This window comes from Klebsiella sp. MPUS7 (assembly GCF_009905335.1).
GTDB classification, from domain to species: domain Bacteria; phylum Pseudomonadota; class Gammaproteobacteria; order Enterobacterales; family Enterobacteriaceae; genus Klebsiella; species Klebsiella grimontii.
The window spans coordinates 4,959,254-4,982,362 of record NZ_CP047604.1 but is presented as its reverse complement, the minus strand read 5'-3'; the positions used below and the strand labels follow the sequence as shown (position 1 = coordinate 4,982,362).

Below are 23,109 nucleotides of genomic sequence, written 5' to 3'. Positions count from 1 at the left end.
TTGTATCAGTTGGATTGATTGTTGCAAAAATGGGCGGTCAGAGAGGGGAAGCATCGGCGACCAGCGGCTGCTGGCGCCGAAAAAAACGAGGTTATTTCTTCGCCTGACGCGTCATCACCGTTCGGTAGACCTTAAATCGGCCCGTTTGAGCAATCACTTCATGGAAGCCGAAGATCTCATCCAGCACGTTCGGGTAGGGCAGGAAGGCGTTGGCGACAATGCGGAGCTCTCCGCCGCTGTTGAGATGACGAACGGCGCCGCGGATCAGGGTTTGCGCGGCTTCCAGGCTGGTCTGCAGACCGTCGTGGAAAGGCGGGTTGGAGATGATCATGTCGAAACGGCCGTTTACTTCGGAGAACACGTTGCTGGCGAACACTTCCCCTTCGATGCCGTTAGCGGCGAGCGTAGCGCGACTGGCTTCTACTGCCGGCGCGCTGACGTCGCATAACGTTAAGCGAACTTTAGGCGAGTGGCTGGCCAGCACGGTTGCCAGCACGCCAGCGCCGCAGCCGACGTCCAGCACTTTACCTTTGGTATGCGGGGTGAGCGTGGAAAGCAGCAGCTGGCTACCAATATCCAGCCCGTCGCGGCTGAAGACGCCGGGAAGCGTTTTAATCGTCAGATTCTCCAGCGGATACTCGCCCCAGTACTGTTCGGGATCGAACGTGGGCTGTTTCTCCAGACGACCGTGATACAGGCCACAGCGGCGCGCGCTGTCGATTTTGCTCAGCGGCGCATACTCCGCCAGCATCTGCTCGGCGCTGCGTACGCCGCTGCGGTTCTCGCCAACCACGAAAATATCAATACCGGTCGGCAGCAGCGAAAGCAGGTTCATCAGCTGAAACTGCGCTTCCGGTTTATTCTTTGGCCAGTAGTAGATCAGCGTATCGCAATCGGCGACATCGCCGGCCTCTGCGACCAGGCTATAGCGGGCATTTTCGCCCATCTGGCGGCTCAGTACCTGCCAGTGGTGGAACTGCTGGGTATGGGCGCGGCTGGCGGCCGTGTCCAGACGTGCGGGCAGGTCATCCTGCAGGTCACCGGCAAACAGAACGCGGGCGGACTCGAAATCATCACTGTGGCGCAGCAAGACTTCACTTGCCGGGGTAAAAGCGGACATGAAACACTCCTTCATTGAGACTGGCGCCGATTATACACGTTATCTTTCAGGCTGCCTCTTTGTTGGCGGTGGGACGCGCTCCGACCGCCACGTAGTTTGTTGGCGCAGATACGACGGATTTGCTATATTGCGCGCTTAATTAACAGGAGTGTTTCGCTATGACATCCCGACGAGACTGGCAATTACAGCAGCTGGGCATCACCCAGTGGTCGCTGCGTCGTCCTGGGGCCTTACAGGGTGAAATCGCTATCTCGCTTCCTGGACATATTCGCCTGGTGATGGTGGCGGAAGAACCGCCATTGCTGAGCGAACCGCTTATCAGCGATATTCTGCGCGCGCTGGCCCTGACGCCGGAGCAGGTGATGCAGCTGACGCCTGAGCGCGTTGCGATGCTGCCTCAGGACGCACGCTGTAATAGCTGGCGGCTGGGCACCGACGCGCCGCTACCGCTGGCGGGCGCACAGATCGCCACGCCTGCTTTCGATGAACTTCAGACCAGTACGCCTGCCCGCATGGCGCTCTGGCAACAGATTTGCGCACATGAACACGATTTCTACCCTCAACCCGGCTGATTTGCCCCGCGCCTGGCAAATTGAAACGCGCGCCCACGCTTTTCCGTGGAGCGAGCAGACGTTTGCCAGTAATCAGGGCGAGCGCTATCTGAATCTTCAACTGTCCGTGGACGGCGTGATGGCGGCTTTTGCCATTACGCAAATCATCCTCGACGAGGCGACGCTGTTCAATATCGCCGTCGACCCCGCGTTTCAGCGTCGCGGTCTGGGCAGGGAACTGCTGGAACAGGTGATTGATGAGGTCGAAAAACGCGGCGTCGTCACGCTGTGGCTGGAGGTGCGCGCGTCTAACGTCGCCGCCATCGCGCTCTATGAAAGCTTAGGCTTTAACGAGGCGACGATTCGCCGCAACTATTACCCCACGGTCGACGGACGTGAGGACGCAATCATTATGGCACTGCCAATCAGTATGTAAGACAAGGTGATACGATGAAGTGGGACTGGATTTTCTTTGATGCCGATGAAACGTTATTTACGTTTGACTCGTTTAGCGGCCTACAGCGGATGTTTCTCGACTATAGCGTGACGTTCTCCGCAGAGGATTTTCAGGACTACCAGGCCGTGAATAAGCCGCTGTGGGTGGATTATCAGAACGGCGCCATTACTTCGCTTCAGCTGCAGCATCAGCGCTTTGACGGTTGGGCGGAGCGCCTGAATGTCCCTCCCGGCGAGCTGAACGCCGCGTTTATGAACGCGATGGCGGAAATCTGTTCGCCGCTGCCGGGGGCCGTATCGCTGCTCGACTCGCTGCAGGGGAAGGTGAAAATGGGCATCATCACCAACGGTTTTACCTCGCTACAGCAGACGCGTCTTGAACGTACCGGTTTACGCGATCACTTTGATTTGTTGATTATCTCCGAAGAGGTTGGGGTGGCTAAGCCGGATGCGCGTATTTTTGACTATGCGCTGGCGCAGGCGGGCAACCCCGATCGTTCGCGGGTGCTGATGGTTGGCGATACCGCTGAGTCTGATATTCGCGGCGGCGTAAATGCCGGCCTGGCGACCTGCTGGTTCAACCCCCATCAACGCGAGCTGCCCGCGGACCTCCGCCCGGACTGGACGGTCACCTCTTTGAGCGAACTGGAGCAACTCCTGTGTAAACACTGATTGCCTCCCCCCCATTGATGGGTAAAATAGCCGCAATTTTTTCGTATTCAACATGCGCGGCGCGTTGCCGCTTACTCAAGAAGATTGAATTATGACGTTGTCTCCTTATTTGCAGGAGGTGGCCAAGCGCCGCACTTTTGCCATTATTTCTCACCCGGATGCCGGTAAAACGACCATTACTGAAAAGGTTCTGTTATTCGGACAGGCGATTCAGACCGCCGGTACGGTAAAAGGCCGCGGCTCCAGCCAGCATGCAAAATCTGACTGGATGGAGATGGAAAAGCAGCGCGGTATCTCCATCACCACGTCCGTGATGCAGTTCCCCTATCACGACTGCCTGGTTAACCTGCTGGATACCCCGGGGCACGAAGACTTCTCCGAAGATACCTACCGTACCCTGACGGCGGTGGACTGCTGCCTGATGGTTATCGATGCCGCAAAAGGCGTCGAGGATCGTACCCGTAAGCTGATGGAAGTCACCCGTCTGCGCGATACGCCGATCCTGACCTTTATGAACAAACTCGACCGCGACATCCGTGACCCGATGGAGCTGCTGGATGAAGTGGAAAACGAGCTGAAAATCGGCTGCGCGCCGATCACCTGGCCGATTGGCTGCGGCAAACTGTTCAAGGGCGTTTACCATCTTTATAAAGATGAAACCTACCTGTATCAGACCGGTAAAGGCCACACCATCCAGGAAGTGCGCATCGTGAAAGGGTTAGACAACCCGGAGCTTGATGCGGCGGTGGGTGAAGACCTGGCGCAGCAGCTGCGCGATGAGCTGGAGCTGGTGCAGGGCGCGTCTAACGAGTTCGATAAAGAGCTGTTCCTGGCGGGCGAAATTACCCCGGTATTCTTCGGAACCGCGCTGGGTAACTTTGGCGTCGATCATATGCTGGACGGTTTAGTGGAGTGGGCCCCTGCGCCGATGCCGCGTAAAACCGACACCCGCACGGTGGAAGCCTCGGAAGATAAGTTCACCGGCTTCGTGTTTAAAATTCAGGCTAACATGGACCCGAAACACCGCGACCGCGTGGCCTTTATGCGCGTGGTTTCCGGTAAGTACGAGAAGGGCATGAAGATGCGCCAGGTGCGTATCGGCAAGGACGTGGTGATCTCCGACGCGCTAACCTTTATGGCCGGCGACCGTTCGCACGTGGAAGAAGCGTATCCGGGCGATATCCTTGGCCTGCATAACCACGGCACCATCCAGATTGGCGATACCTTCACCCAGGGCGAAATGATGAAGTTCACCGGTATCCCGAACTTCGCGCCGGAACTGTTCCGCCGTATTCGCCTGAAAGATCCGCTCAAGCAGAAGCAGCTGCTGAAAGGACTGGTACAGCTCTCGGAAGAGGGCGCGGTGCAGGTATTCCGGCCGATCGCCAATAACGATCTGATCGTCGGCGCGGTGGGCGTGCTGCAGTTTGACGTGGTTGTCGCTCGTCTGAAGAGCGAATACAACGTCGAGGCGATTTATGAGTCCGTCAACGTCGCGACCGCACGCTGGGTGGAATGCAGCGACGCGAAGAAATTCGAAGAGTTCAAGCGTAAGAATGAAATTCAGCTGGCGCTGGATGGCGGCGATAACCTGACTTATATCGCCCCGACCATGGTGAACCTGAATCTGACGCAGGAACGTTACCCAGACGTCCAGTTCCGTAAAACCCGCGAGCACTAATCCTCTTTGGAGCGCGGTTTTCGCCGCGCTCCACGCCATTTTCCCCTCGGTTTGCCCTTTCTGGAAAGTTCTTAATTCTTACCGTTTTGCGCGCTTTTTTACCCGTTAATGCCGCACTCTTCAGTGTATCTACTACATTTAATAAGTAATTTTTGGAATCCTGGCTTAATAGACTACTTATTTTGCTTTACCTGCTTAGATATAACGAGGAACGACGATGACAAGACTTAAGAGCGGCAAGACACTCCTGGCCCTCTTCCTGGGCTCAGCAATAATCAGCGCTTCGGCGTATGCAGAAAACTCGACCGTAGACAGCGCGAAATCTGCAGCAAGCAATGCCGGGCAAGCCGTCGATAATTCGATGAACAAAGTCGGGAATTTTATGGACGACAGCACCATCACCGCCAGGGTGAAAGCGGCGCTGATCGATCATAAAGATATTCGCAGCACCGATATCTCTGTGAAAACTGAAGATAAAGTCGTCACCTTAAGCGGGACGGTTGATAGTTCAGAACAGCACCAGCAGGCGCTTAGCGTCGCGAAGGCGGTTGAAGGCGTGAGCTCCGTTAACGATAAGCTTAGCGTGCAGAACGAAAAATCTGCTTCGCTGAAGGGCTATGCCGGCGACACGGCGGTGACCAGCGAGATCAAAGCTAAATTGCTGGCTGACGATATCGTTCCGTCGCGAAACGTGAAGGTAGAGACCACCGATGGCGTTGTACATCTATCCGGTACGGTCGCATCCAGTAAGCAGTCGGAGCGGGCGGAAGGTATTGCGAAAGCTGTATCCGGCGTCAAAAGCGTGAAGAACGACCTTAGCGTCAAATAAATCTATTCATTAAAAAAATTATTCTGCGGCCTTTCCGCAGGATGTGTAGCACCACAGGGTTGTGTATGCGCGGCCTGAGTGCGCAGAAAATCGACCGTCATTAACTATGGTAAGGAGAGACGTATGTTTAGATGGGGCATTATTTTTCTGGTGATCGCGTTAATTGCCGCCGCTTTGGGCTTTGGTGGCCTGGCTGGTACCGCTGCCTGGGCTGCGAAAATTGTCTTCGTTGTCGGTATTATCCTGTTCCTGGTCAGCCTGTTCACCGGCCGTCGGCGTCCCTAGACGTTAACGTGTGAAATACCGTCTTACATAAAGCCAGTCAATGTGACTGGCTTTCTCGGTTTCAGGGCGTTAAAAAATGCGTTACCTTTGTTTTTATAATAAGCAGGACAGGAAAGCAGGGTGGGGCAGCGAATTCCCGTTACGTTGGGCAACATTACGCCGTTATCTGTTAAACCCTTCCAGCCGGGCAGGCTTGCTCTGGTGTGCGAAGGCGGGGGACAGAGAGGGATTTTTACCGCCGGGGTGCTGGACGAATTCATGCGCGCGGGATTTAACCCGTTCGATATGATGTTTGGCACCTCTGCCGGGGCGCAAAACCTGTCGGCCTATCTGTGCAACCAGCCCGGCTATGCCCGTAAGGTGATCACCCGCTACACCACCGCCCGCGAGTTTTTCGACCCGATGCGTTTTGTGCGCGGCGGAAATCTTATCGATCTCGACTGGCTGGTCGACAGCACCGCGAAAAAAATGCCGCTGGCGATGGCCTATGCTGAAGATCGTTTTGCCCAGGGCAAAGAGTTCTGGATGTGCGCCTGTCGCGGCGATGATTACACGCCAAACTACTTCTCCCCAACCCAGCAGACCTGGCTTGACCTGATTCGCGCCTCCAGCGCCATTCCCGGTTTTTACCGCAGCGGCGTACTGCTGGACGGCGTGAGCTATCTCGACGGCGGCGTCAGCGATGCGATCCCCGTGCAGGAAGCCGCCCGTCGCGGGGCGCAAACCATCGTGGTGATCCGCACCGTACCGTCCCAGATGTACTACACCCCGCAGTGGTTTAAGCGGATGGAGCGCTGGCTCGGCGAAAGCAGCCTGCAGCCGTTTGTGAATCTGGTGCAGCACCACGAAACCACCTATCGCTCCACCCAGGAGTTCATTGAAAAACCGCCGGGTAAGCTGAGAATTCTGGAGATTTATCCGCAGAAGCCGTTGAAGAGTATGGCGTTAGGCAGTCGTCTACCGGCGTTGCTGGAAGACTACAAGACCGGGCGCCAGTGCGGGCGCTATTTCCTCGCCACCGTCGGCAAACTGCTGGCCGACAGACCGCCGCTGCTGCGCCATGCGCCGCGTATTGCGGTGCCGAAAACGGTGGTTATCCCGCCGGCGCCGGTGGCCAATGAGATCCCCCAGGCTCCGGTTATCGCGGCCGTGCAGGCCAATGATGCCAGCTTTGAGAGTGAGGATCTGGCGTGACCCTGCGATTTATTGATACCCACTGCCATTTCGATTTCCCCCCGTTCACCGGTGACGAAAGCGCCAGTATTGCCCGGGCGGTGCGGGCTGGCGTGACGCAGATCGTGGTGCCCGCGACGGAAGCGGATAACTTTGACCGCGTGTTAGCGCTGGCAGAGAAGCATAGCGAGCTCTACGCCGCCCTGGGCCTCCACCCGATAGCGATTGAGCGGCATGGCGCCGACAGCCTTGAACGGCTTGAGCGCTGTCTGGCGAAACGCGATGCTAAGCTGGTCGCGGTCGGGGAGATAGGTCTCGATCTCTATCGCGAAGATCCGCAGTTTGAGCGCCAGCTTTCTGTATTTGAGGCGCAACTACGTCTGGCGAAACGCTACGATTTGCCGGCGATCCTCCACTCCAGACGCACTCACGATAAGCTGGCGATGCTGCTGAAAAAACACGCTTTACCGCGAACCGGCGTGGTCCACGGTTTTGCCGGCAGCCTTCAGCAGGCGGAGCGGTTTGTGCAACTGGGCTATAAGATTGGCGTTGGCGGCACCATTACCTACCCGCGCGCCAGCAAGACCCGCGATGTGATGGCGCAGCTGCCGCTTTCGGCGCTACTGCTGGAGACCGATGCGCCGGATATGCCGTTGAACGGTTTCCAGGGGCAGCCGAACCGGCCCGAACAGGCGGCGCGCGTCTTCTCCACCCTATGCGAGCTGCGCCCTGAGCCCGCGGAAGTGATAGCTAATACCCTGATAGATAATACAAAAGAGATTTTTTCCCTTCAGTAACGTCTTACTGAGTGACCTGTGTCTCATTCCTGCCTTTTTATCTCATTGTTTTGCTTAAAATGTGTGAGCTGAAATAAGCGTGATGGTTTCATGCCGTTATAATCGCGGGGTTTTAGACTGAACTATCAATACACAGGGACTCTGTATGCAAATTATCATGGGACTTATTGGCATGGTGGTGCTGTTAGCCATCGCTGTGCTCCTCTCCAGTAATCGAAAAGCCATCAATCTGCGCACCGTCCTTGGCGCCTGGATTATCCAGGTCGGGATCGGCGCGTTAATTCTTTATGTACCGGCCGGGCGTACGGCGCTGTTGGCCATATCGAACGGCGTTGCCAACGTGATTGCCTACGGCAACGAAGGCATCGGCTTTATTTTTGGCGGGCTGGTTTCCGATAAGATGTTTGAGGTCTTCGGCGGCGGCGGGTTTGTTTTTGCCCTGCGCGTCCTGCCGGTCATCGTCTTCTTCTCATCGCTGATCGCCGTGCTTTATTACCTCGGCATCATGCAGTTTGTTATCCGCATCCTCGGCGGGGCGCTGCGCGCGGTACTCAAAACCTCGCGCACGGAGTCGCTCTCCGCCACGGCGAACATCTTCGTTGGTCAGACCGAAGCGCCGCTGGTGGTGCGTCCTTACATCGCCACCATGACCCGTTCCGAGCTTTTCGCGGTGATGTGCGGAGGGCTGGCCTCGGTAGCGGGCTCCGTTCTGGCCGGTTACGCTCAGATGGGCGTACCGCTGGAATATCTGATCGCCGCTTCGTTTATGGCGGCGCCGGGCGGCCTGCTGTTCGCGAAGATTATCGTGCCGGAGACCGAGCAGCCCCGGGACAACCCGGCGATGGAAAAAAATGACGCCGATCCGCAGGCGCCGGCGAACGTGCTGGATGCCGCCGCATCCGGCGCGGCTTCCGGGATGCAGCTGGCGCTTAACGTCGGGGCGATGCTGCTGGCGTTTATCGCGCTGATTGCCCTGGTTAACGGTATTCTTTCCGACGTGGGCGGCTGGTTTAACCATCCGGACCTGTCGCTGCAAATGATCCTTGGCTGGGTTTTCTCGCCGCTGGCGTGGGTGATTGGCGTGCCGTGGAATGAAGCCACCGTTGCCGGTTCGTTTATCGGCCAGAAGCTGATTATCAACGAGTTTGTGGCCTACATGAATTTCGGCGAGTATCTGAAAGCCGATACCGAGGTCGCTGCCGCCGGTTTGCAGGTGATTTCAACCCACACCAAGGCCATCATCTCCTTTGCCCTGTGCGGTTTTGCCAACCTGTCGTCCATTGCCATCCTGATTGGCGGACTGGGCGGCATGGCGCCTAATCGCCGCCAGGAAATTGCCCAACTGGGCATGCGGGCCGTGGCGGCGGGAACGCTGTCTAACCTGATGAGCGCCACGATAGCGGGCGTATTCCTCGCCCTATAACGCCGTCTTGCACGCCAAGAACCCCGCGGCATTGCCGCCGTGGGGTTCTCACTTCTGAGTGTTAAAATTCTATCATTTTATAATTCTCTATTTATCAACCACTCATGATGTATCTGGCATTTTTTCGCACAAAATGTCGGTGCCGGTGTCGAGGCTTGTTGCGAGGTTATGTTATAATAATAACATTGATTCGCAGTGGCGATTCCTGATTATGCTTATAGAGAGTCTGGCAGTGGAAGCGCACGGATTAGGCTTTATTTTGTGATTTTTATCACCATACAGTAATGCAAATTAGTAATTAGTTTTCATTAACTGTGATGTGTATCGAAGTGTAGCGGCGAGGGAATGTTACAATAGTAACAGACTCGCAAGGTGAACAAACTTTAAAACGGCACTACGCCGTCGGAGTATGAAATGACTGATTTAACGGCAAGCAGCCTGCGCGCGTTGAAACTGATGGACCTGACCACCCTGAACGATGATGACACCAATGAAAAAGTGATCGCGCTGTGTCACCAGGCCAAAACACCGGTAGGTAATACTGCCGCAGTGTGCATCTACCCGCGCTTTATCCCGATCGCGCGTAAAACGCTGAACGAGCAGGGTACCCCGGATATTCGCATCGCGACGGTGACTAACTTCCCGCACGGTAACGATGATATTGATATCGCGCTGGCGGAAACCCGCGCGGCGATCGCTTACGGCGCTGACGAAGTTGACGTCGTGTTCCCTTACCGCGCGCTGATTGCCGGCAACGAACAGGTCGGTTTTGACCTGGTGAAAGCCTGTAAAGAAGCCTGCGCGGCAGCAAACGTGCTGCTGAAAGTGATTATCGAAACCGGCGAACTGAAAGAAGATGCGCTGATTCGTAAAGCGTCTGAAATCGCCATCAAAGCCGGCGCCGACTTCATCAAAACCTCTACCGGTAAAGTTCCGGTGAACGCGACCCCGGAAAGCGCGCGCATCATGCTGGAGGTCATCCGCGATATGGGCGTTCAGCAGAGCGTCGGCTTCAAGCCGGCAGGCGGCGTGCGTAGCGCAGAAGACGCGCAAAAATTCCTCGCGATTGCCGATGAGCTGTTCGGTGCCGACTGGGCGGACTCTCGCCACTACCGTTTTGGCGCCTCCAGCCTGCTGGCAAGCCTGCTGAAAGCGCTGGGTCACGGCGATGGTAAGAGCGCCAGCAGCTACTAAAACGTAATTTACCGACCTCAAGGCCGGATGTTGTCCGGCCTGCGGTTGGTCTTTGACTCTTTCCCCGGGAGGTTATCTTGTTTCTCGCACAAGAAATTATTCGTAAAAAACGTGATGGTCATGCGCTGAGTGATGAAGAAATTCGCTTCTTCATCAACGGCATCCGCGACAACACCGTCTCAGAAGGGCAGATCGCCGCGCTGGCGATGACCATTTTTTTCCACGATATGTCTATGCCGGAACGCGTTTCGCTGACCATGGCGATGCGGGATTCAGGAACCGTTCTGGACTGGAAGCATCTTAACCTTAATGGCCCAATCGTTGATAAACACTCCACCGGCGGCGTGGGCGATGTGACTTCGCTGATGCTGGGGCCAATGGTCGCGGCCTGCGGCGGCTATGTGCCGATGATCTCCGGGCGCGGCCTCGGGCACACCGGCGGTACGCTCGATAAGCTGGAGGCGATTCCAGGGTTCGATATCTTCCCGGACGATAGCCGCTTCCGGGAAATCATTAAAGATGTCGGCGTCGCGATTATCGGGCAGACCAGCTCTCTGGCGCCGGCGGACAAACGTTTTTACGCGACGCGCGATATCACCGCGACGGTGGACTCTATCCCGCTGATTACCGCCTCGATTCTGGCCAAGAAGCTGGCGGAAGGACTGGACGCGCTGGTGATGGATGTCAAAGTCGGCAGCGGCGCCTTTATGCCTACTTATGAGCTTTCCGCCGCGCTGGCTGAAGCGATCGTCGGGGTATCCAACGGCGCCGGCGTGCGAACGACCGCGCTGTTAACCGATATGAATCAGGTACTGGCTTCCAGCGCCGGTAATGCGGTGGAAGTGCGTGAAGCCGTGCAGTTCCTCACCGGCGAGTACCGCAATCCGCGGCTGCTTGAGGTGACGATGGCGCTATGCGTCGAGATGCTGATTTCCGGCAAACTGGCGGAGAACGACGCCGACGCGCGGGCGAAGCTGCAGGCGGTGCTGGATAACGGTAAAGCCGCCGACGTCTTCGGCCGGATGGTGGCGGCGCAAAAAGGGCCGAACGACTTCGTGGAAAACTACGATAAATATCTGCCGGCCGCGATGCTGAGCAAAGCGGTCTATGCCGAAGGCGAAGGGTTTGTCGCAGAAATGGACACCCGTGCGTTGGGCATGGCGGTGGTGTCGATGGGCGGCGGTCGCCGTCAGGCCTCGGATCTGATTGATTACAGCGTCGGTTTCACCGATATGGTTCGCCTCGGCGCGCGTATCGACGCGCAGCAGCCGCTGGCGGTTATCCATGCAAAAGATGAAAACAGCTGGCAGGAAGCGGCCAGGGCCGTTAAAGCCGCCATAAAACTTGGCGCTAAAGCGCCTGAAATGACGCCGACGGTCTATCGTCGTATCACCGAATAGTTATATACTGATCTGATCGCTTTTTTACAGCGCAAAAGGTACGGAGAATAATATGAAACGTGCATTTATTATGGTGCTGGACTCATTCGGCATCGGTGCGACTGAAGACGCCGATCGCTTTGGCGACGTCGGCTCGGACACCATGGGCCATATTGCAGAAGCCTGCGCCAAGGGCGAGGCTGACAACGGCCGCAAAGGCCCGCTGAATTTACCTAATCTGACCCGTCTGGGGCTGGTTAAAGCCCATGAGGGTTCTACCGGTAAAGTTGCCGCCGGTATGGACGGCAGTGCGGAAGTTATCGGCGCTTACGCATGGGCGCATGAACTCTCTTCCGGTAAAGACACCCCGTCAGGCCACTGGGAAATCGCCGGCGTGCCGGTTCTCTTTGACTGGGGCTACTTCCCCGAGCATGAAAACAGCTTCCCGCAGGAGCTTCTGGATAAGCTGGTTAAGCGCGCCAACCTGCCGGGCTACCTCGGCAACTGCCACTCTTCCGGTACCGTTATCCTCGACCAGCTGGGCGAAGAGCATATGAAAACCGGCAAGCCGATTTTCTATACCTCCGCTGACTCGGTATTCCAGATTGCCTGCCATGAAGAGACCTATGGTCTCGATAAGCTGTACGAGCTGTGTGAAATCGCGCGTGAAGAGCTGACCGAAGGCGGCTACAACATTGGTCGCGTCATCGCGCGTCCGTTTATCGGCGATAAAGCCGGCAACTTCCAGCGCACCGGTAACCGCCACGATCTGGCCGTTGAGCCGCCGGCGCCGACGGTACTGCAGAAGCTGGTCGACGAGAAAAAGGGCCAGGTCGTATCGGTGGGTAAAATCGCCGATATCTACGCCAACTGCGGTATCACTAAAAAAGTGAAAGCGACCGGCCTGGATGCGCTGTTTGACGCCACCATCAAAGAGATGAAAGAAGCGGGGGACGAGACCATCGTCTTCACCAACTTCGTAGACTTCGACTCTTCCTGGGGCCACCGCCGCGACGTTGCAGGCTATGCCGCAGGGCTGGAGCTGTTCGATCGCCGTCTGCCGGAGCTGATGGAACTGGTCGGGGAAGATGACATTCTGATCCTGACCGCCGATCACGGCTGCGACCCGACCTGGACCGGTACCGACCATACTCGTGAACACATTCCGGTACTGATTTATGGCCCGAAAGTGAAGCCGGGCTCGCTGGGTCACCGTGAAACCTTCGCGGATATTGGCCAGACCCTGGCGACGTACTTCGGTACCTCTGCGATGGACTACGGCAAAAACATGCTGTGATTATTTGCCCGGCGAGCTTCGTTCGCCGGGCCTTTTTTGTCGGCCTGATAAGGCGCTGCCGCCATCAGGCAACAACATTCAGAAGGATTTAACGATGGCTACTCCACACATTAACGCAGAAATGGGCGATTTCGCTGACGTTGTGCTGATGCCGGGCGACCCGCTGCGCGCGAAGCACATTGCAGAAACGTTCCTTGAAGACGTCCGCGAAGTGAACAACGTGCGCGGTATGCTGGGCTTCACCGGCACCTACAAAGGCCGCAAAATTTCCGTTATGGGCCACGGTATGGGGATCCCGTCCTGCTCCATTTACGCAAAAGAGCTGATCACCGACTTCGGCGTCAAAAAAATCATTCGCGTAGGCTCCTGCGGCGCGGTGCGTATGGACGTTAAGCTGCGCGACGTGGTTATCGGCATGGGTGCCTGCACCGACTCTAAAGTTAACCGTATGCGTTTTAAAGACCACGACTTTGCGGCGATTGCCGACTTTGGCATGGTGCGTAACGCGGTTGACGCGGCAAAAGCGCTGGGCGTTGACGCTCGCGTGGGCAACATTTTCTCCGCCGACCTGTTCTATGCGCCGGATGGCGGCGAGATGTTCGACGTGATGGAAAAATACGGTATCCTGGGCGTGGAAATGGAAGCGGCCGGTATCTACGGCGTCGCGGCGGAGTTTGGCGCTAAAGCGCTGACCATCTGCACGGTCTCCGACCATATCCGTACCCACGAGCAGACCAGTTCCGCTGAACGTCAGACGACCTTCAACGACATGATTAAAATCGCGCTGGAATCCGTTCTGCTGGGCGATAAAGAGTAATCATCTCTTCCTCCCTCTCCCTATGGGAGAGGGCCGGGATGAGGGTACCAGGCCGTAGCTAGCGTACGGCCTGTGCAATCCACGCTGACAACTCCCGCAGCTCATTTTCCTGCTCCGGGAAATCCCCAATCAACGCGTCACACTCCTGCTGCAGCATATCCGCGCGGTACAGGCAACCCTGCAATCTGGCGGCCAGCGCCTCCAGCGGCGCCGGGTTAAGGCTGTCGGTAAAGACCTGCGTGCGCGTGATATGGCCTTTCTCGACGTCGCAATGGAGCTCTACGCCGCCCCAGGTAAAACGCTCATCCAGCAGATGGCTGAAGGCGGGCGCCTGGCCAAAGTTCCACTCCCAGCTGCTCTGGCGCGCAAAGGTCGCGGCAAAATTCGGCAGGTCCGGCATGTTCTCCGGCGAGATCACTTCAGCTGCGACGCGTTCGCCGTAATGGGCGAAGAATGCCTCCTGAATCGCCTCGCAGACCTGCTGATGGGTAATCTCCGGCAGCAGCTCGACCAGATTGGCTACCCGTCCGCGTACGGAGGTAATGCCTTTGGCCTGCAGCTTCTTCTTATCAGGATTGAGGTAGTTGGCCAGACGGCTTAAATCGGCGTTCAGCAGCAGCGTACCGTGATGAAAGCCGCGATCCATCGTTTCGCGATAGGCGGAGCCGGAGACCTTGCGGTCGCCCTCAGTGGTTTTCACCACCAGATCGTTGCGGCCCGAGGCTTCCGCCTCGACGCCCAGCGCATTCAGCGCTGACAGGACGATATTCGTGGAAACGGTTTTATCGTACTCCGGTTTGCCGGCCATAAAGGTAAAGCAGGTATTGCCCAGATCGTGGAATACCGCGCCGCCGCCGCTGCTGCGACGCGCGAGGCGCACGTTATCTTCTTCCATGCGTCGGGTATTACACTCTTTCCACGGGTTTTGCGCCCGGCCAATGACCACCGTATCGGCATTGCGCCACAGAAACAGTACCCGCTGGGTGGCGGGCATCTGGCGAAAAATAGACTCCTCAACCGCCAGGTTGAACCAGGGGTCGTAAGAGTCGGAGAGCAGCAGGCGCAACGTGGACATAGCGATTTCCTTATTCTGATTCATCTTTATCTTCATCCTGCACCGGCTTATTGGCGGTGAGCAGGAAAGGCGATTGCTGCCAGCGGGTACGTTTTCCCTGCAGCAGGGTGCGCGTCAGGACGACGCCGATGGCCAACGATAGCAGCAGCATCAGGCGCAGGATATTGGTGGTATTATCGACCTGCTGCGCTTCGGTGGCTAAGGTATGGGTATCCAGCGTCAGGCGCAGGTAGCCGAGCGGGCCGTTTTTTCCCTGGATAGGCTCGACAATTTGCTGGTTGAAGTAACCGCCCGCTTTTTTACCGTCCAGCGCCAGCCGATCGCGTACCTCGACGCTTTCGCCTGAACGCGCCACCAGGTCGCCCTGCTCGTCATAAACGCCGGCGTCGAGGATGCGACTTTTGTGGGTAAGCTGTTCCAGCAGCTGGCTAATTCGCTTTTCATCGGGCGTTTCGCTACGCAACAGCGGCGCCAGGTTTAGCGTGACCTGCTGGGCGAGCGTGCGTGCCAGTTCTTCCAACTGCGGATTGCGCTGCTTCTGACTGTTCTGGCTGAACCAGGAGGCCCCCTGCATCAGGGCGACGAGGAGTGCGAGACAGATCAGAACAATTACCGCGCGATGCAGTCGGAATTTAAGTTTTGCGCGTACCATATTCCACCTTTGAAAATTTGCAGCTTAATGTTGCCAGAAGCGCTGGTTACAAGGTAGCCTCATGCGTTATTTTCCTCGCCTGAATGAAGTTATGTGGAGCCGTGATGCCAAACAGTTTGACCTGGTGCGACCTGCCTGAAGATGTTTCCCTGTGGCCTGGATTGCCGCTTTCCCTGAGCGGTGATGAGGTCATGCCGTTGGATTATCATGCCGGACGCAGCGGTTGGCTGCTGTATGGTCGCGGTCTTAACAAGCATCGTCTGACCGAGTGGCAGCGCGAGCTGGGCGCGGCGCTGGTTATCGTCGCCTCCTGGGCGGTTGACGACTATCAGGTGATGCGGCTGGCGGGCTCCCTTACGCTTCGTGCCACCCGTCTGGCCCATGAGGCCGGGTTTGACGTGGCGCCGCTGGGTAAAATCCCGCATTTACGTACGCCGGGCTTACTGGTCATGGATATGGACTCGACGGCGATTCAGATTGAGTGCATCGATGAAATCGCCAAACTGGCCGGGACCGGCGAGCTGGTCTCGGAAGTGACCGAGCGCGCGATGCGCGGCGAACTTGATTTCACCGCCAGCCTGCGCCAGCGCGTGGCGACCCTGAAAGATGCCGATGCCAGCATTCTGCTGCAGGTGCGCGAATCGCTGCCGCTGATGCCGGGCCTGACCCAGTTGGTGCTGAAGCTGGAGACGCTTGGCTGGAAGGTGGCGATCGCCTCCGGCGGCTTCACCTTCTTTGCCGAGTATCTGCGCGACAAGCTGCATCTCGACGCGGTGTTCGCCAACGAACTGGAGATCAGGGACGGTAAGCTGACCGGCAACGTCATCGGCGATATCGTCGATGCGAAATATAAAGCCAATACGCTGCGTAAACTGGCGGAAAAGTATGAGATCCCGCCGGCGCAAACCGTCGCCATTGGCGATGGCGCAAACGATCTGCCGATGATTAAAGCGGCAGGGCTCGGCATTGCCTATCATGCAAAGCCAAAAGTTAATGAACTGGCGGAGGTGACAATCCGCCACGCTGACCTGATGGGGGTATTCTGTATTCTCTCCGGCAGCATGAATCAAAAGTAAGAGGTTAACGTGGCGAAAGCTCCAAAACGCGCATTTGTCTGTAATGAATGCGGTGCGGATTATCCGCGCTGGCAGGGGCAGTGCAGCGCCTGTCATGCCTGGAATACCATAACCGAGATGCGCATTGCCGCTTCGCCGCAGGTGGCAAGAAACGAACGCCTGTCAGGGTATGCCGGTAATGCCGGCGTGTCGAAAGTGCAGAAGCTCTCCGATATCAGCCTCGAAGCGCTGCCGCGTTTTTCGACCGGATTTAAAGAGTTTGACCGCGTGCTCGGCGGCGGCGTGGTGCCGGGAAGCGCGATTTTGATTGGCGGCAACCCCGGCGCGGGTAAGTCGACGCTGCTGCTGCAAACCCTGTGTAAGCTCTCCGAAGGCATGAAAACGCTCTACGTCACCGGGGAAGAGTCGCTTCAGCAGGTGGCGATGCGCGCTCACCGTTTAGGCCTGCCGACGGCCAACCTCAATATGCTGTCAGAAACCAGCATTGAGCAGATTTGCCAGATAGCCGACGAAGAAAAGCCGCAGCTGATGGTTATCGACTCCATCCAGGTCATGCATATGGCCGACGTGCAGTCGTCGCCGGGCAGCGTGGCCCAGGTGCGCGAAACGGCGGCCTATTTAACGCGCTTTGCCAAGACGCGCGGCGTGGCTATCGTCATGGTCGGTCACGTCACCAAAGACGGCTCGCTGGCCGGGCCGAAAGTGCTGGAGCACTGTATCGACTGCTCCGTGCTGCTCGACGGCGACGCCGATTCTCGTTTCCGCACCCTGCGCAGCCATAAAAACCGCTTCGGCGCGGTCAACGAACTGGGCGTATTCGCCATGACCGAGCAGGGGCTGCGTGAGATAAGCAACCCATCGGCCATCTTTCTGAGCCGCGGGGACGAAGTGACCTCCGGCAGTTCGGTGATGGTGGTCTGGGAAGGCACGCGACCGCTGCTGGTGGAGATCCAGGCGCTGGTCGATCACTCGATGATGTCCAACCCGCGCCGCGTGGCGGTGGGGCTGGAGCAAAACCGCCTGGCGATCCTGCTGGCGGTCCTGCATCGTCACGGCGGTCTGCAGATGGCCGACCAGGACGTCTTCGTCAACGTGGTTGGCGGGGTGAAGGTCACCGAAACCAGCGCCGACCTGGCGCTGCTGCTGGCGATGGTATCCAGCCTGCGCGACCGTCCGCTGCCGCAGGATCTGGTCGTCTTCGGCGAAGTGGGGCTGGCAGGCGAAATTCGCCCGGTGCCGAGCGGGCAGGAGCGTATCTCCGAAGCGGCTAAGCATGGTTTTCGTCGGGCGATTGTTCCGGCAGCGAATGTGCCGAAAAAAGCGCCGGAAGGGATGCAAATCTTTGGCGTGAAAAAGCTTGCGGACGCGCTAAGCGTCTTTGACGACTTATAATAAGTGAAAAGGAGACTCGCTATGTCGTCATTTGACTATTTAAAAAGCGCCATTAAGCAGAAGGGCTGTACGCTACAGCAGGTAGCGGACGCCAGCGGGATGACAAAAGGCTATCTGAGCCAGCTGCTGAACGCGAAAATTAAAAGCCCCAGCGCGCAGAAGCTGGAAGCGCTGCACCGGTTTCTCGGGCTGGAGTTTCCGCGTCGGCAAAAAAGCGTTGGCGTGGTATTTGGTAAGTTTTACCCGCTGCATACCGGCCATATCTACTTGATTCAGCGCGCCTGTAGCCAGGTCGATGAGCTGCACATCATTATGGGCTACGACGATCCCCGTGACCGTGAGCTGTTTGAAAAGAGCGCGATGTCGCAGCAGCCGACCGTACCTGACCGCCTGCGCTGGCTGCTGCAAACCTTTAAGTATCAGAAGAATATCCGCATCCACGCCTTCAATGAAGAGGGAATGGAGCCTTATCCGCACGGCTGGGACGTCTGGAGCCGCGGGATCCGCGCCTTTATGAGCGAGAAGGGCATCGAACCTAACTGGATCTACACCTCGGAAGAGGGCGACGCGCCGCAGTATCTGGATCATCTGGGAATTGAAACCGTACTCATCGATCCTAAACGCACCTTTATGAACATCAGCGGCGGGCAGATCCGTGAAAATCCGTTCCGCTACTGGGAATATATTCCTACCGAAGTGAAGCCGTTTTTTGTGCGCACGGTGGCGATCCTCGGCGGTGAGTCGAGCGGTAAATCGACGCTGGTGAATAAGCTATCCAATATCTTTAATACCACCAGCGCCTGGGAATATGGCCGCGACTATGTCTTTTCGCACCTCGGCGGCGATGAGATGGCGCTGCAATACTCCGACTATGACAAGATTGCCCTTGGGCACGCGCAATATATTGATTTCGCGGTGAAGTATGCCAACAAGGTGGCGTTCATCGACACGGATTTTGTCAGCACCCAGGCGTTCTGTCTCAAGTACGAAGGGCGGGAACACCCCTTTGTTCAAGCGCTGATCGACGAGTATCGTTTTGACCTGGTCATCCTGCTGGAAAACAACACGCCGTGGGTAGCCGACGGTTTACGTAGCCTTGGCAGCTCGGTAGACCGCAAGGAGTTTCAGACGATGCTGGTGTCGTTGCTCAAAGAAAACGAGATAGATTTTGTGCATGTGAAAGAGGCCGATTACGATGCCCGCTTCCTGCGCTGCGTTGAGCTGGTAAAAGAGATGATGGGCGAGCAGGGATAGGCCTTCTGCGGCCTGAATGCCTGAGCCGGGCTACAACACTCTCCCGGCGGGAGAGAGGGCAAACACCAAAAAGGGCAACCTGCGTTGCCCTTTTGCTTTTATTTCGCGATACGTTTGTACTTGATACGCTTCGGCTCCAGCGCATCGGCGCCGAGGGTGCGTTTCTTGTACTCTTCGTATTCGGTAAAGTTACCTTCGAAGAACTCCACCTTACCTTCATCCTGGTAGTCCAGAATATGGGTCGCGATGCGGTCGAGGAACCAACGGTCGTGCGAGATAACCATCGCGCAGCCCGGGAACTCCAGCAGGGCGTTTTCCAGCGCGCGCAGGGTTTCGATATCCAGGTCGTTGGTTGGTTCATCGAGCAGCAGGACGTTACCGCCCACCTGCAGCAGCTTCGCCAGATGCAGACGTCCGCGTTCACCGCCGGACAGCTCGCCGACGCGCTTGCCCTGGTCAACCCCTTTGAAGTTAAAGCGGCCCACGTAGGCGCGGCTCGGCATCTCGGTGTTGCCGATCTTCATGATATCCAGCCCGCCGGAAACTTCTTCCCACACGGTTTTGCTGTTGTCCATGGCATCGCGGAACTGATCGACGGAAGCCAGCTTGACGGTTTCACCGAGGGTGATAGAACCGGCGTCAGGCTGTTCCTGACCGGACATCATGCGGAACAGCGTCGATTTACCCGCGCCGTTAGGACCGATGATGCCGACGATAGCGCCTTTCGGTACCGAGAAGCTCAGATCGTCAATCAGCAGACGGTCGCCGTAGGATTTACGCAGGTTGCTGACTTCCACCACTTTATCCCCCAGACGTGCGCCTGGCGGAATAAACAGTTCGTTGGTCTCGTTACGCTTCTGGTACTCAACGTTGTTAAGCTCTTCAAAGCGCGCCAGACGGGCTTTGCCCTTAGACTGACGGCCTTTCGCGCCCTGACGGACCCACTCCAGCTCTTTCTCGATTGACTTACGACGCGCCGCTTCCTGAGACGCTTCCTGCGCCAGACGCTGATCTTTCTGCTCCAGCCAGGAGGAGTAGTTGCCTTCCCACGGAATACCTTCGCCGCGGTCAAGCTCAAGGATCCAGCCGGCGACGTTATCGAGGAAGTAACGGTCGTGGGTGATCGCCACCACGGTGCCTTCGAAGTCGTGCAGGAAGCGTTCCAGCCAGGCCACGGATTCCGCATCCAGGTGGTTGGTCGGTTCGTCGAGCAGCAGCATGTCTGGTTTTTCCAGCAGCAGGCGGCACAGCGCGACGCGGCGGCGTTCACCACCGGAGAGATTGGCGATTTTCGCATCCCAGTCCGGCAGGCGCAGAGCATCGGCGGCGCGTTCCAGCTGCACGTTCAGGTTATGCCCGTCGTGCGCCTGGATAATTTCTTCGAACTTGCCCTGCTGGGCGGCGAGCTTGTCGAAGTCGGCATCCGGCTCCGCGTATTTGGCGTACACCTCGTCCAGGCCTTTCAGCGCATTGACCACTTCGGCCACCGCTTCTTCAACCGACTCACGTACGGTCTGCTCCGGATTGAGCTGCGGCTCCTGCGGCAGATAGCCGATTTTCAGGCCCGGCTGCGGACGCGCTTCGCCTTCGATATCGGTATCGATGCCGGCCATAATACGCAGCAGGGTCGACTTACCGGCGCCGTTCAGACCGAGAACGCCGATTTTTGCGCCAGGGAAAAAGCTCAGGGAGATATTTTTCAGAATATGACGTTTCGGCGGAACCACTTTGCCGACACGATGCATGGTATAAACGAATTGAGCCACGTTGGACTTCGCCTCTTTTATATACTCTTCATCCCTCAGGCTAGCTTGATGCAGCCAGAATGATATTGAGTAGGGTAGTGAATAGTTTTCAAAGGCGAAGTGTAGCCTTTTTCGCGCTTTAATCCCAGCGAGGCGATGGGATTCACAAAAGAGTAAAAAAATGTCCGGGACGTGGCGCGATTCGCGTTGTCTGATTAGCATATCTACGTAATACCTGAAATTTTTGCCCGCGGCATGATGCTGCTGTGGTGTACCTGAATAGAGGAAGAGCTTGTGGAAAAAGCCAAAACTGTGACGTGGCGTCTTCTGGCCGCCGGCGTAAGTCTGCTGACGTTAAGCCAACTGGCGCATGCGGATTCACTGGATGAACAGCGCAGCCGCTATGCTCAAATTAAACAGGCGTGGGACGGTCGACAGATGGATGTCGTTAATCAGCTGATGCCCACGCTAACGACCTATCCGCTCTATCCTTATCTCCAGTACCGGCAGATTACCGACGATCTGATGAACCAGCCGGCGCTGGTGGTGACCAATTTTATTGCCGCTAATCCTACGCTGCCTCCCGCACGATCGCTGAAATCACGGTTCGTCAACGAACTGGCGCGCCGCAGCGACTGGCGCGGCCTGCTGGCCTTCAGCCCGGATAAGCCGACCGGCACCGAGGCGCAGTGCAATTACTACTATGCGAAATGGAACGTCGGCCAGGCTCAGGAAGCCTGGGATGGGGCGAAAGCGCTGTGGCTGAGCGGCAAAAGCCAGCCAAACGCCTGTGACCAGCTGTTTGGCGCCTGGCGCGCCTCCGGTCAGCAGGATCCGCTGGCCTACCTTGAACGCATTCGCCTGGCGATGAAAGCCGGCAATACCAGCCTGGTACGGGTTCTGGCCCAGCAGATGCCGGCCGACTATCAAACCATTGCCACGGCGGTCATCGCGCTGGCTGACGATCCCAATAGCGTGATGACCTTCGCCCGCACAACCGGCGCGACGGATTTCACCCGCCAGATGGCGGCGGTCGCGTTTGCCAGCGTTGCCCGGCAGGATGTGGAAAACGCGCGCCTGATGATCCCCTCACTGGCGCAGGCGCAGCAGCTCAATGAAGATCAGATTCAGGAGCTGCGGGATATCGTCGCCTGGCGCCTGATGGGCAGCGATGTGACCGAAGAGCAGGCCATCTGGCGCGACGACGCCATTATGCGTTCGCAATCCACCTCGCTGGTGGAGCGCCGGGTACGTATGGCGCTGGGGCTTGGGGATCGCCGTGGCCTGAACACCTGGCTGGCGCGTTTACCGATGGAGGCGAAAGAGAAGGACGAATGGCGCTATTGGCAGGCCGATCTGCTGCTGGAACGCGGACGTGATGACGAAGCGAAAGATATTCTGCGCTCGCTGATGCAGCAGCGCGGCTTTTATCCCATGGTCGCCGCCCAGCGCCTTGGCGAGGAGTACACCTTCCGCGTCGACAAAGCGCCGGCGAATCTCGACCCGACGCTGACCTCGGGGCCGGAAATGGCGCGGGTCCGCGAGCTGATGTACTGGAATATGGATAATACCGCCCGCAGCGAGTGGGCAAACCTGGTGACCAGCAAAACCAAAGATCAGCAGGCGCAGCTGGCTCGTTACGCGTTTAATCAGGACTGGTGGGATCTGAGCGTCCAGGCCACCATCGCCGGAAAACTGTGGGATCAGCTGGAAGAGCGTTTCCCGCTGGCCTATAACGACCTCTTTACCCGCTACATCAGCGGTAAAGATATTCCGCAAAGCTACGCGATGGCCATCGCGCGCCAGGAGAGCGCCTGGAACCCGAAAGCCGGTTCACCGGTTGGCGCCCGCGGTCTGATGCAGATTATGCCGGGTACGGCAACGCATACGGTGAGCATGTTCAGTATTCCCGGCTATAGCGGTCCGTCGCAGTTGCTGGATCCGGAAATGAACATCAACATTGGTACCAGCTATCTGCAATATGTTTACCAGCAGTTTGGCAATAACCGAATCTTCGCCTCTGCGGCCTATAACGCCGGTCCTGGGCGAGTGCGCACCTGGCGGGGCAACAGCGGCGGACGCATTGACGCGGTGGCGTTCATCGAGAGCATTCCGTTCTCTGAAACGCGCGGCTATGTGAAAAACGTTCTGTCCTATGATGCCTACTATCGCTATTTTATGGGCCAGAAAGACACGCTGCTGAGCGATGCGGAGTGGAAGCTGCGCTATTAATACAGCCGC

The 23,109-nt window shown here is 57.3% G+C and carries 21 protein-coding genes; 17 read left to right on the top strand and 4 right to left on the bottom strand.

From position 1 onward, the window contains the following. Positions 1–91: 91 nt before the first annotated feature. Positions 92–1,120 (bottom strand): 16S rRNA (guanine(1207)-N(2))-methyltransferase RsmC, encoded by a 1,029-nt coding sequence (gene rsmC, locus GUC22_RS23235; RefSeq protein ID WP_024360401.1) that lies wholly within the window; start codon positions 1,118–1,120, stop codon positions 92–94. 158 nt (positions 1,121–1,278) lie between these two features. On the opposite strand from rsmC, the gene GUC22_RS23230 reads away from it, so the two are divergent. The 13 genes from GUC22_RS23230 to deoD all read left to right on the top strand — a co-directional run bounded on the left by GUC22_RS23230 (position 1,279) and on the right by deoD (position 13,674). Beyond that, on the top strand, positions 1,279–1,692 hold the full coding sequence (locus GUC22_RS23230) for a DNA polymerase III subunit psi (protein ID WP_004132304.1): 414 nt from the start codon (positions 1,279–1,281) through the stop codon (positions 1,690–1,692). After that, positions 1,661–2,107, top strand: a complete 447-nt coding sequence (gene rimI, locus GUC22_RS23225) for a ribosomal protein S18-alanine N-acetyltransferase (RefSeq protein WP_004128686.1) — start codon at positions 1,661–1,663, stop codon at positions 2,105–2,107. The genes GUC22_RS23230 and rimI overlap by 32 nt, the downstream gene beginning before the upstream one ends. A gap of 14 nt (positions 2,108–2,121) precedes the next feature. Further along, positions 2,122–2,799: a pyrimidine 5'-nucleotidase gene (gene yjjG, locus GUC22_RS23220; RefSeq protein ID WP_004128688.1), complete on the top strand. Its 678-nt coding sequence runs from the start codon at positions 2,122–2,124 to the stop codon at positions 2,797–2,799. Positions 2,800–2,890: 91 nt separating this feature from the next. Next, positions 2,891–4,480 carry a peptide chain release factor 3 gene (gene prfC / locus GUC22_RS23215; protein ID WP_004128689.1) on the top strand — a complete coding sequence of 530 codons (1,590 nt, stop codon included), beginning with the start codon at positions 2,891–2,893 and terminating at the stop codon, positions 4,478–4,480. A gap of 217 nt (positions 4,481–4,697) precedes the next feature. Continuing rightward, positions 4,698–5,309: a molecular chaperone OsmY gene (gene osmY, locus GUC22_RS23210; RefSeq protein WP_004132300.1), complete on the top strand. Its 612-nt coding sequence runs from the start codon at positions 4,698–4,700 to the stop codon at positions 5,307–5,309. Between the two features lie 123 nt (positions 5,310–5,432). After that, entirely contained in the window at positions 5,433–5,594 is a 162-nt protein-coding gene (locus tag GUC22_RS23205; RefSeq protein ID WP_003856556.1) for a DUF1328 domain-containing protein, read from the top strand. A gap of 120 nt (positions 5,595–5,714) precedes the next feature. Continuing rightward, positions 5,715–6,788, top strand: coding sequence for a patatin family protein (locus GUC22_RS23200; protein ID WP_049086200.1), 1,074 nt, complete (start codon positions 5,715–5,717; stop codon positions 6,786–6,788). After that, positions 6,785–7,564 carry a metal-dependent hydrolase gene (locus GUC22_RS23195; RefSeq protein WP_004132297.1) on the top strand — a complete coding sequence of 260 codons (780 nt, stop codon included), beginning with the start codon at positions 6,785–6,787 and terminating at the stop codon, positions 7,562–7,564. Before GUC22_RS23200 ends, GUC22_RS23195 begins: the two co-directional genes overlap by 4 nt. 145 nt (positions 7,565–7,709) lie before the next feature. Beyond that, positions 7,710–8,987 carry a NupC/NupG family nucleoside CNT transporter gene (locus GUC22_RS23190; RefSeq protein WP_160183786.1) on the top strand — a complete coding sequence of 426 codons (1,278 nt, stop codon included), beginning with the start codon at positions 7,710–7,712 and terminating at the stop codon, positions 8,985–8,987. Between the two features lie 414 nt (positions 8,988–9,401). After that, positions 9,402–10,181 carry a deoxyribose-phosphate aldolase gene (gene deoC / locus GUC22_RS23185; RefSeq protein ID WP_004132293.1) on the top strand — a complete coding sequence of 260 codons (780 nt, stop codon included), beginning with the start codon at positions 9,402–9,404 and terminating at the stop codon, positions 10,179–10,181. 77 nt (positions 10,182–10,258) lie between these two features. After that, complete coding sequence (deoA, locus tag GUC22_RS23180) at positions 10,259–11,581, top strand: thymidine phosphorylase (protein ID WP_098067343.1); 1,323 nt, start codon at positions 10,259–10,261, stop codon at positions 11,579–11,581. A 52-nt stretch (positions 11,582–11,633) separates the two neighbouring features. Beyond that, positions 11,634–12,857 (top strand): phosphopentomutase, encoded by a 1,224-nt coding sequence (deoB, locus tag GUC22_RS23175; protein WP_049130039.1) that lies wholly within the window; start codon positions 11,634–11,636, stop codon positions 12,855–12,857. 94 nt (positions 12,858–12,951) lie between these two features. Further along, positions 12,952–13,674, top strand: a complete 723-nt coding sequence (deoD, locus tag GUC22_RS23170; protein ID WP_004098401.1) for a purine-nucleoside phosphorylase — start codon at positions 12,952–12,954, stop codon at positions 13,672–13,674. Between the two features lie 58 nt (positions 13,675–13,732). On the opposite strand, the gene lplA is transcribed toward deoD, so the two are convergent. Together lplA and GUC22_RS23160 are read right to left on the bottom strand one after the other, a co-directional pair. Then, positions 13,733–14,749, bottom strand: coding sequence for a lipoate--protein ligase LplA (gene lplA, locus GUC22_RS23165; protein ID WP_004132289.1), 1,017 nt, complete (start codon positions 14,747–14,749; stop codon positions 13,733–13,735). A 10-nt stretch (positions 14,750–14,759) separates the two neighbouring features. Beyond that, positions 14,760–15,401 carry a YtjB family periplasmic protein gene (locus GUC22_RS23160; RefSeq protein WP_004128710.1) on the bottom strand — a complete coding sequence of 214 codons (642 nt, stop codon included), beginning with the start codon at positions 15,399–15,401 and terminating at the stop codon, positions 14,760–14,762. Between the two features lie 104 nt (positions 15,402–15,505). On the opposite strand from GUC22_RS23160, the gene serB reads away from it, so the two are divergent. From serB to nadR, 3 genes are read left to right on the top strand one after another with little or no spacing between them, the layout of a single operon-like run. Continuing rightward, positions 15,506–16,477, top strand: a complete 972-nt coding sequence (gene serB / locus GUC22_RS23155; protein ID WP_049086195.1) for a phosphoserine phosphatase — start codon at positions 15,506–15,508, stop codon at positions 16,475–16,477. A gap of 9 nt (positions 16,478–16,486) precedes the next feature. Beyond that, a complete protein-coding gene (gene radA / locus GUC22_RS23150) occupies positions 16,487–17,869 on the top strand; it encodes a DNA repair protein RadA (RefSeq protein WP_024360394.1) in 1,383 nt (460 codons plus the stop codon). Positions 17,870–17,890: 21 nt separating this feature from the next. Then, positions 17,891–19,123, top strand: a complete 1,233-nt coding sequence (gene nadR / locus GUC22_RS23145; protein ID WP_004132285.1) for a multifunctional transcriptional regulator/nicotinamide-nucleotide adenylyltransferase/ribosylnicotinamide kinase NadR — start codon at positions 17,891–17,893, stop codon at positions 19,121–19,123. A 98-nt stretch (positions 19,124–19,221) separates the two neighbouring features. On the opposite strand, the gene ettA is transcribed toward nadR, so the two are convergent. Then, positions 19,222–20,889 (bottom strand): energy-dependent translational throttle protein EttA, encoded by a 1,668-nt coding sequence (ettA, locus tag GUC22_RS23140; protein WP_014227837.1) that lies wholly within the window; start codon positions 20,887–20,889, stop codon positions 19,222–19,224. A gap of 273 nt (positions 20,890–21,162) precedes the next feature. Between ettA and sltY the strand changes: the two genes are divergently transcribed. Further along, positions 21,163–23,100, top strand: a complete 1,938-nt coding sequence (gene sltY, locus GUC22_RS23135) for a murein transglycosylase (protein WP_049086192.1) — start codon at positions 21,163–21,165, stop codon at positions 23,098–23,100. Positions 23,101–23,109 lie beyond the last annotated feature (9 nt).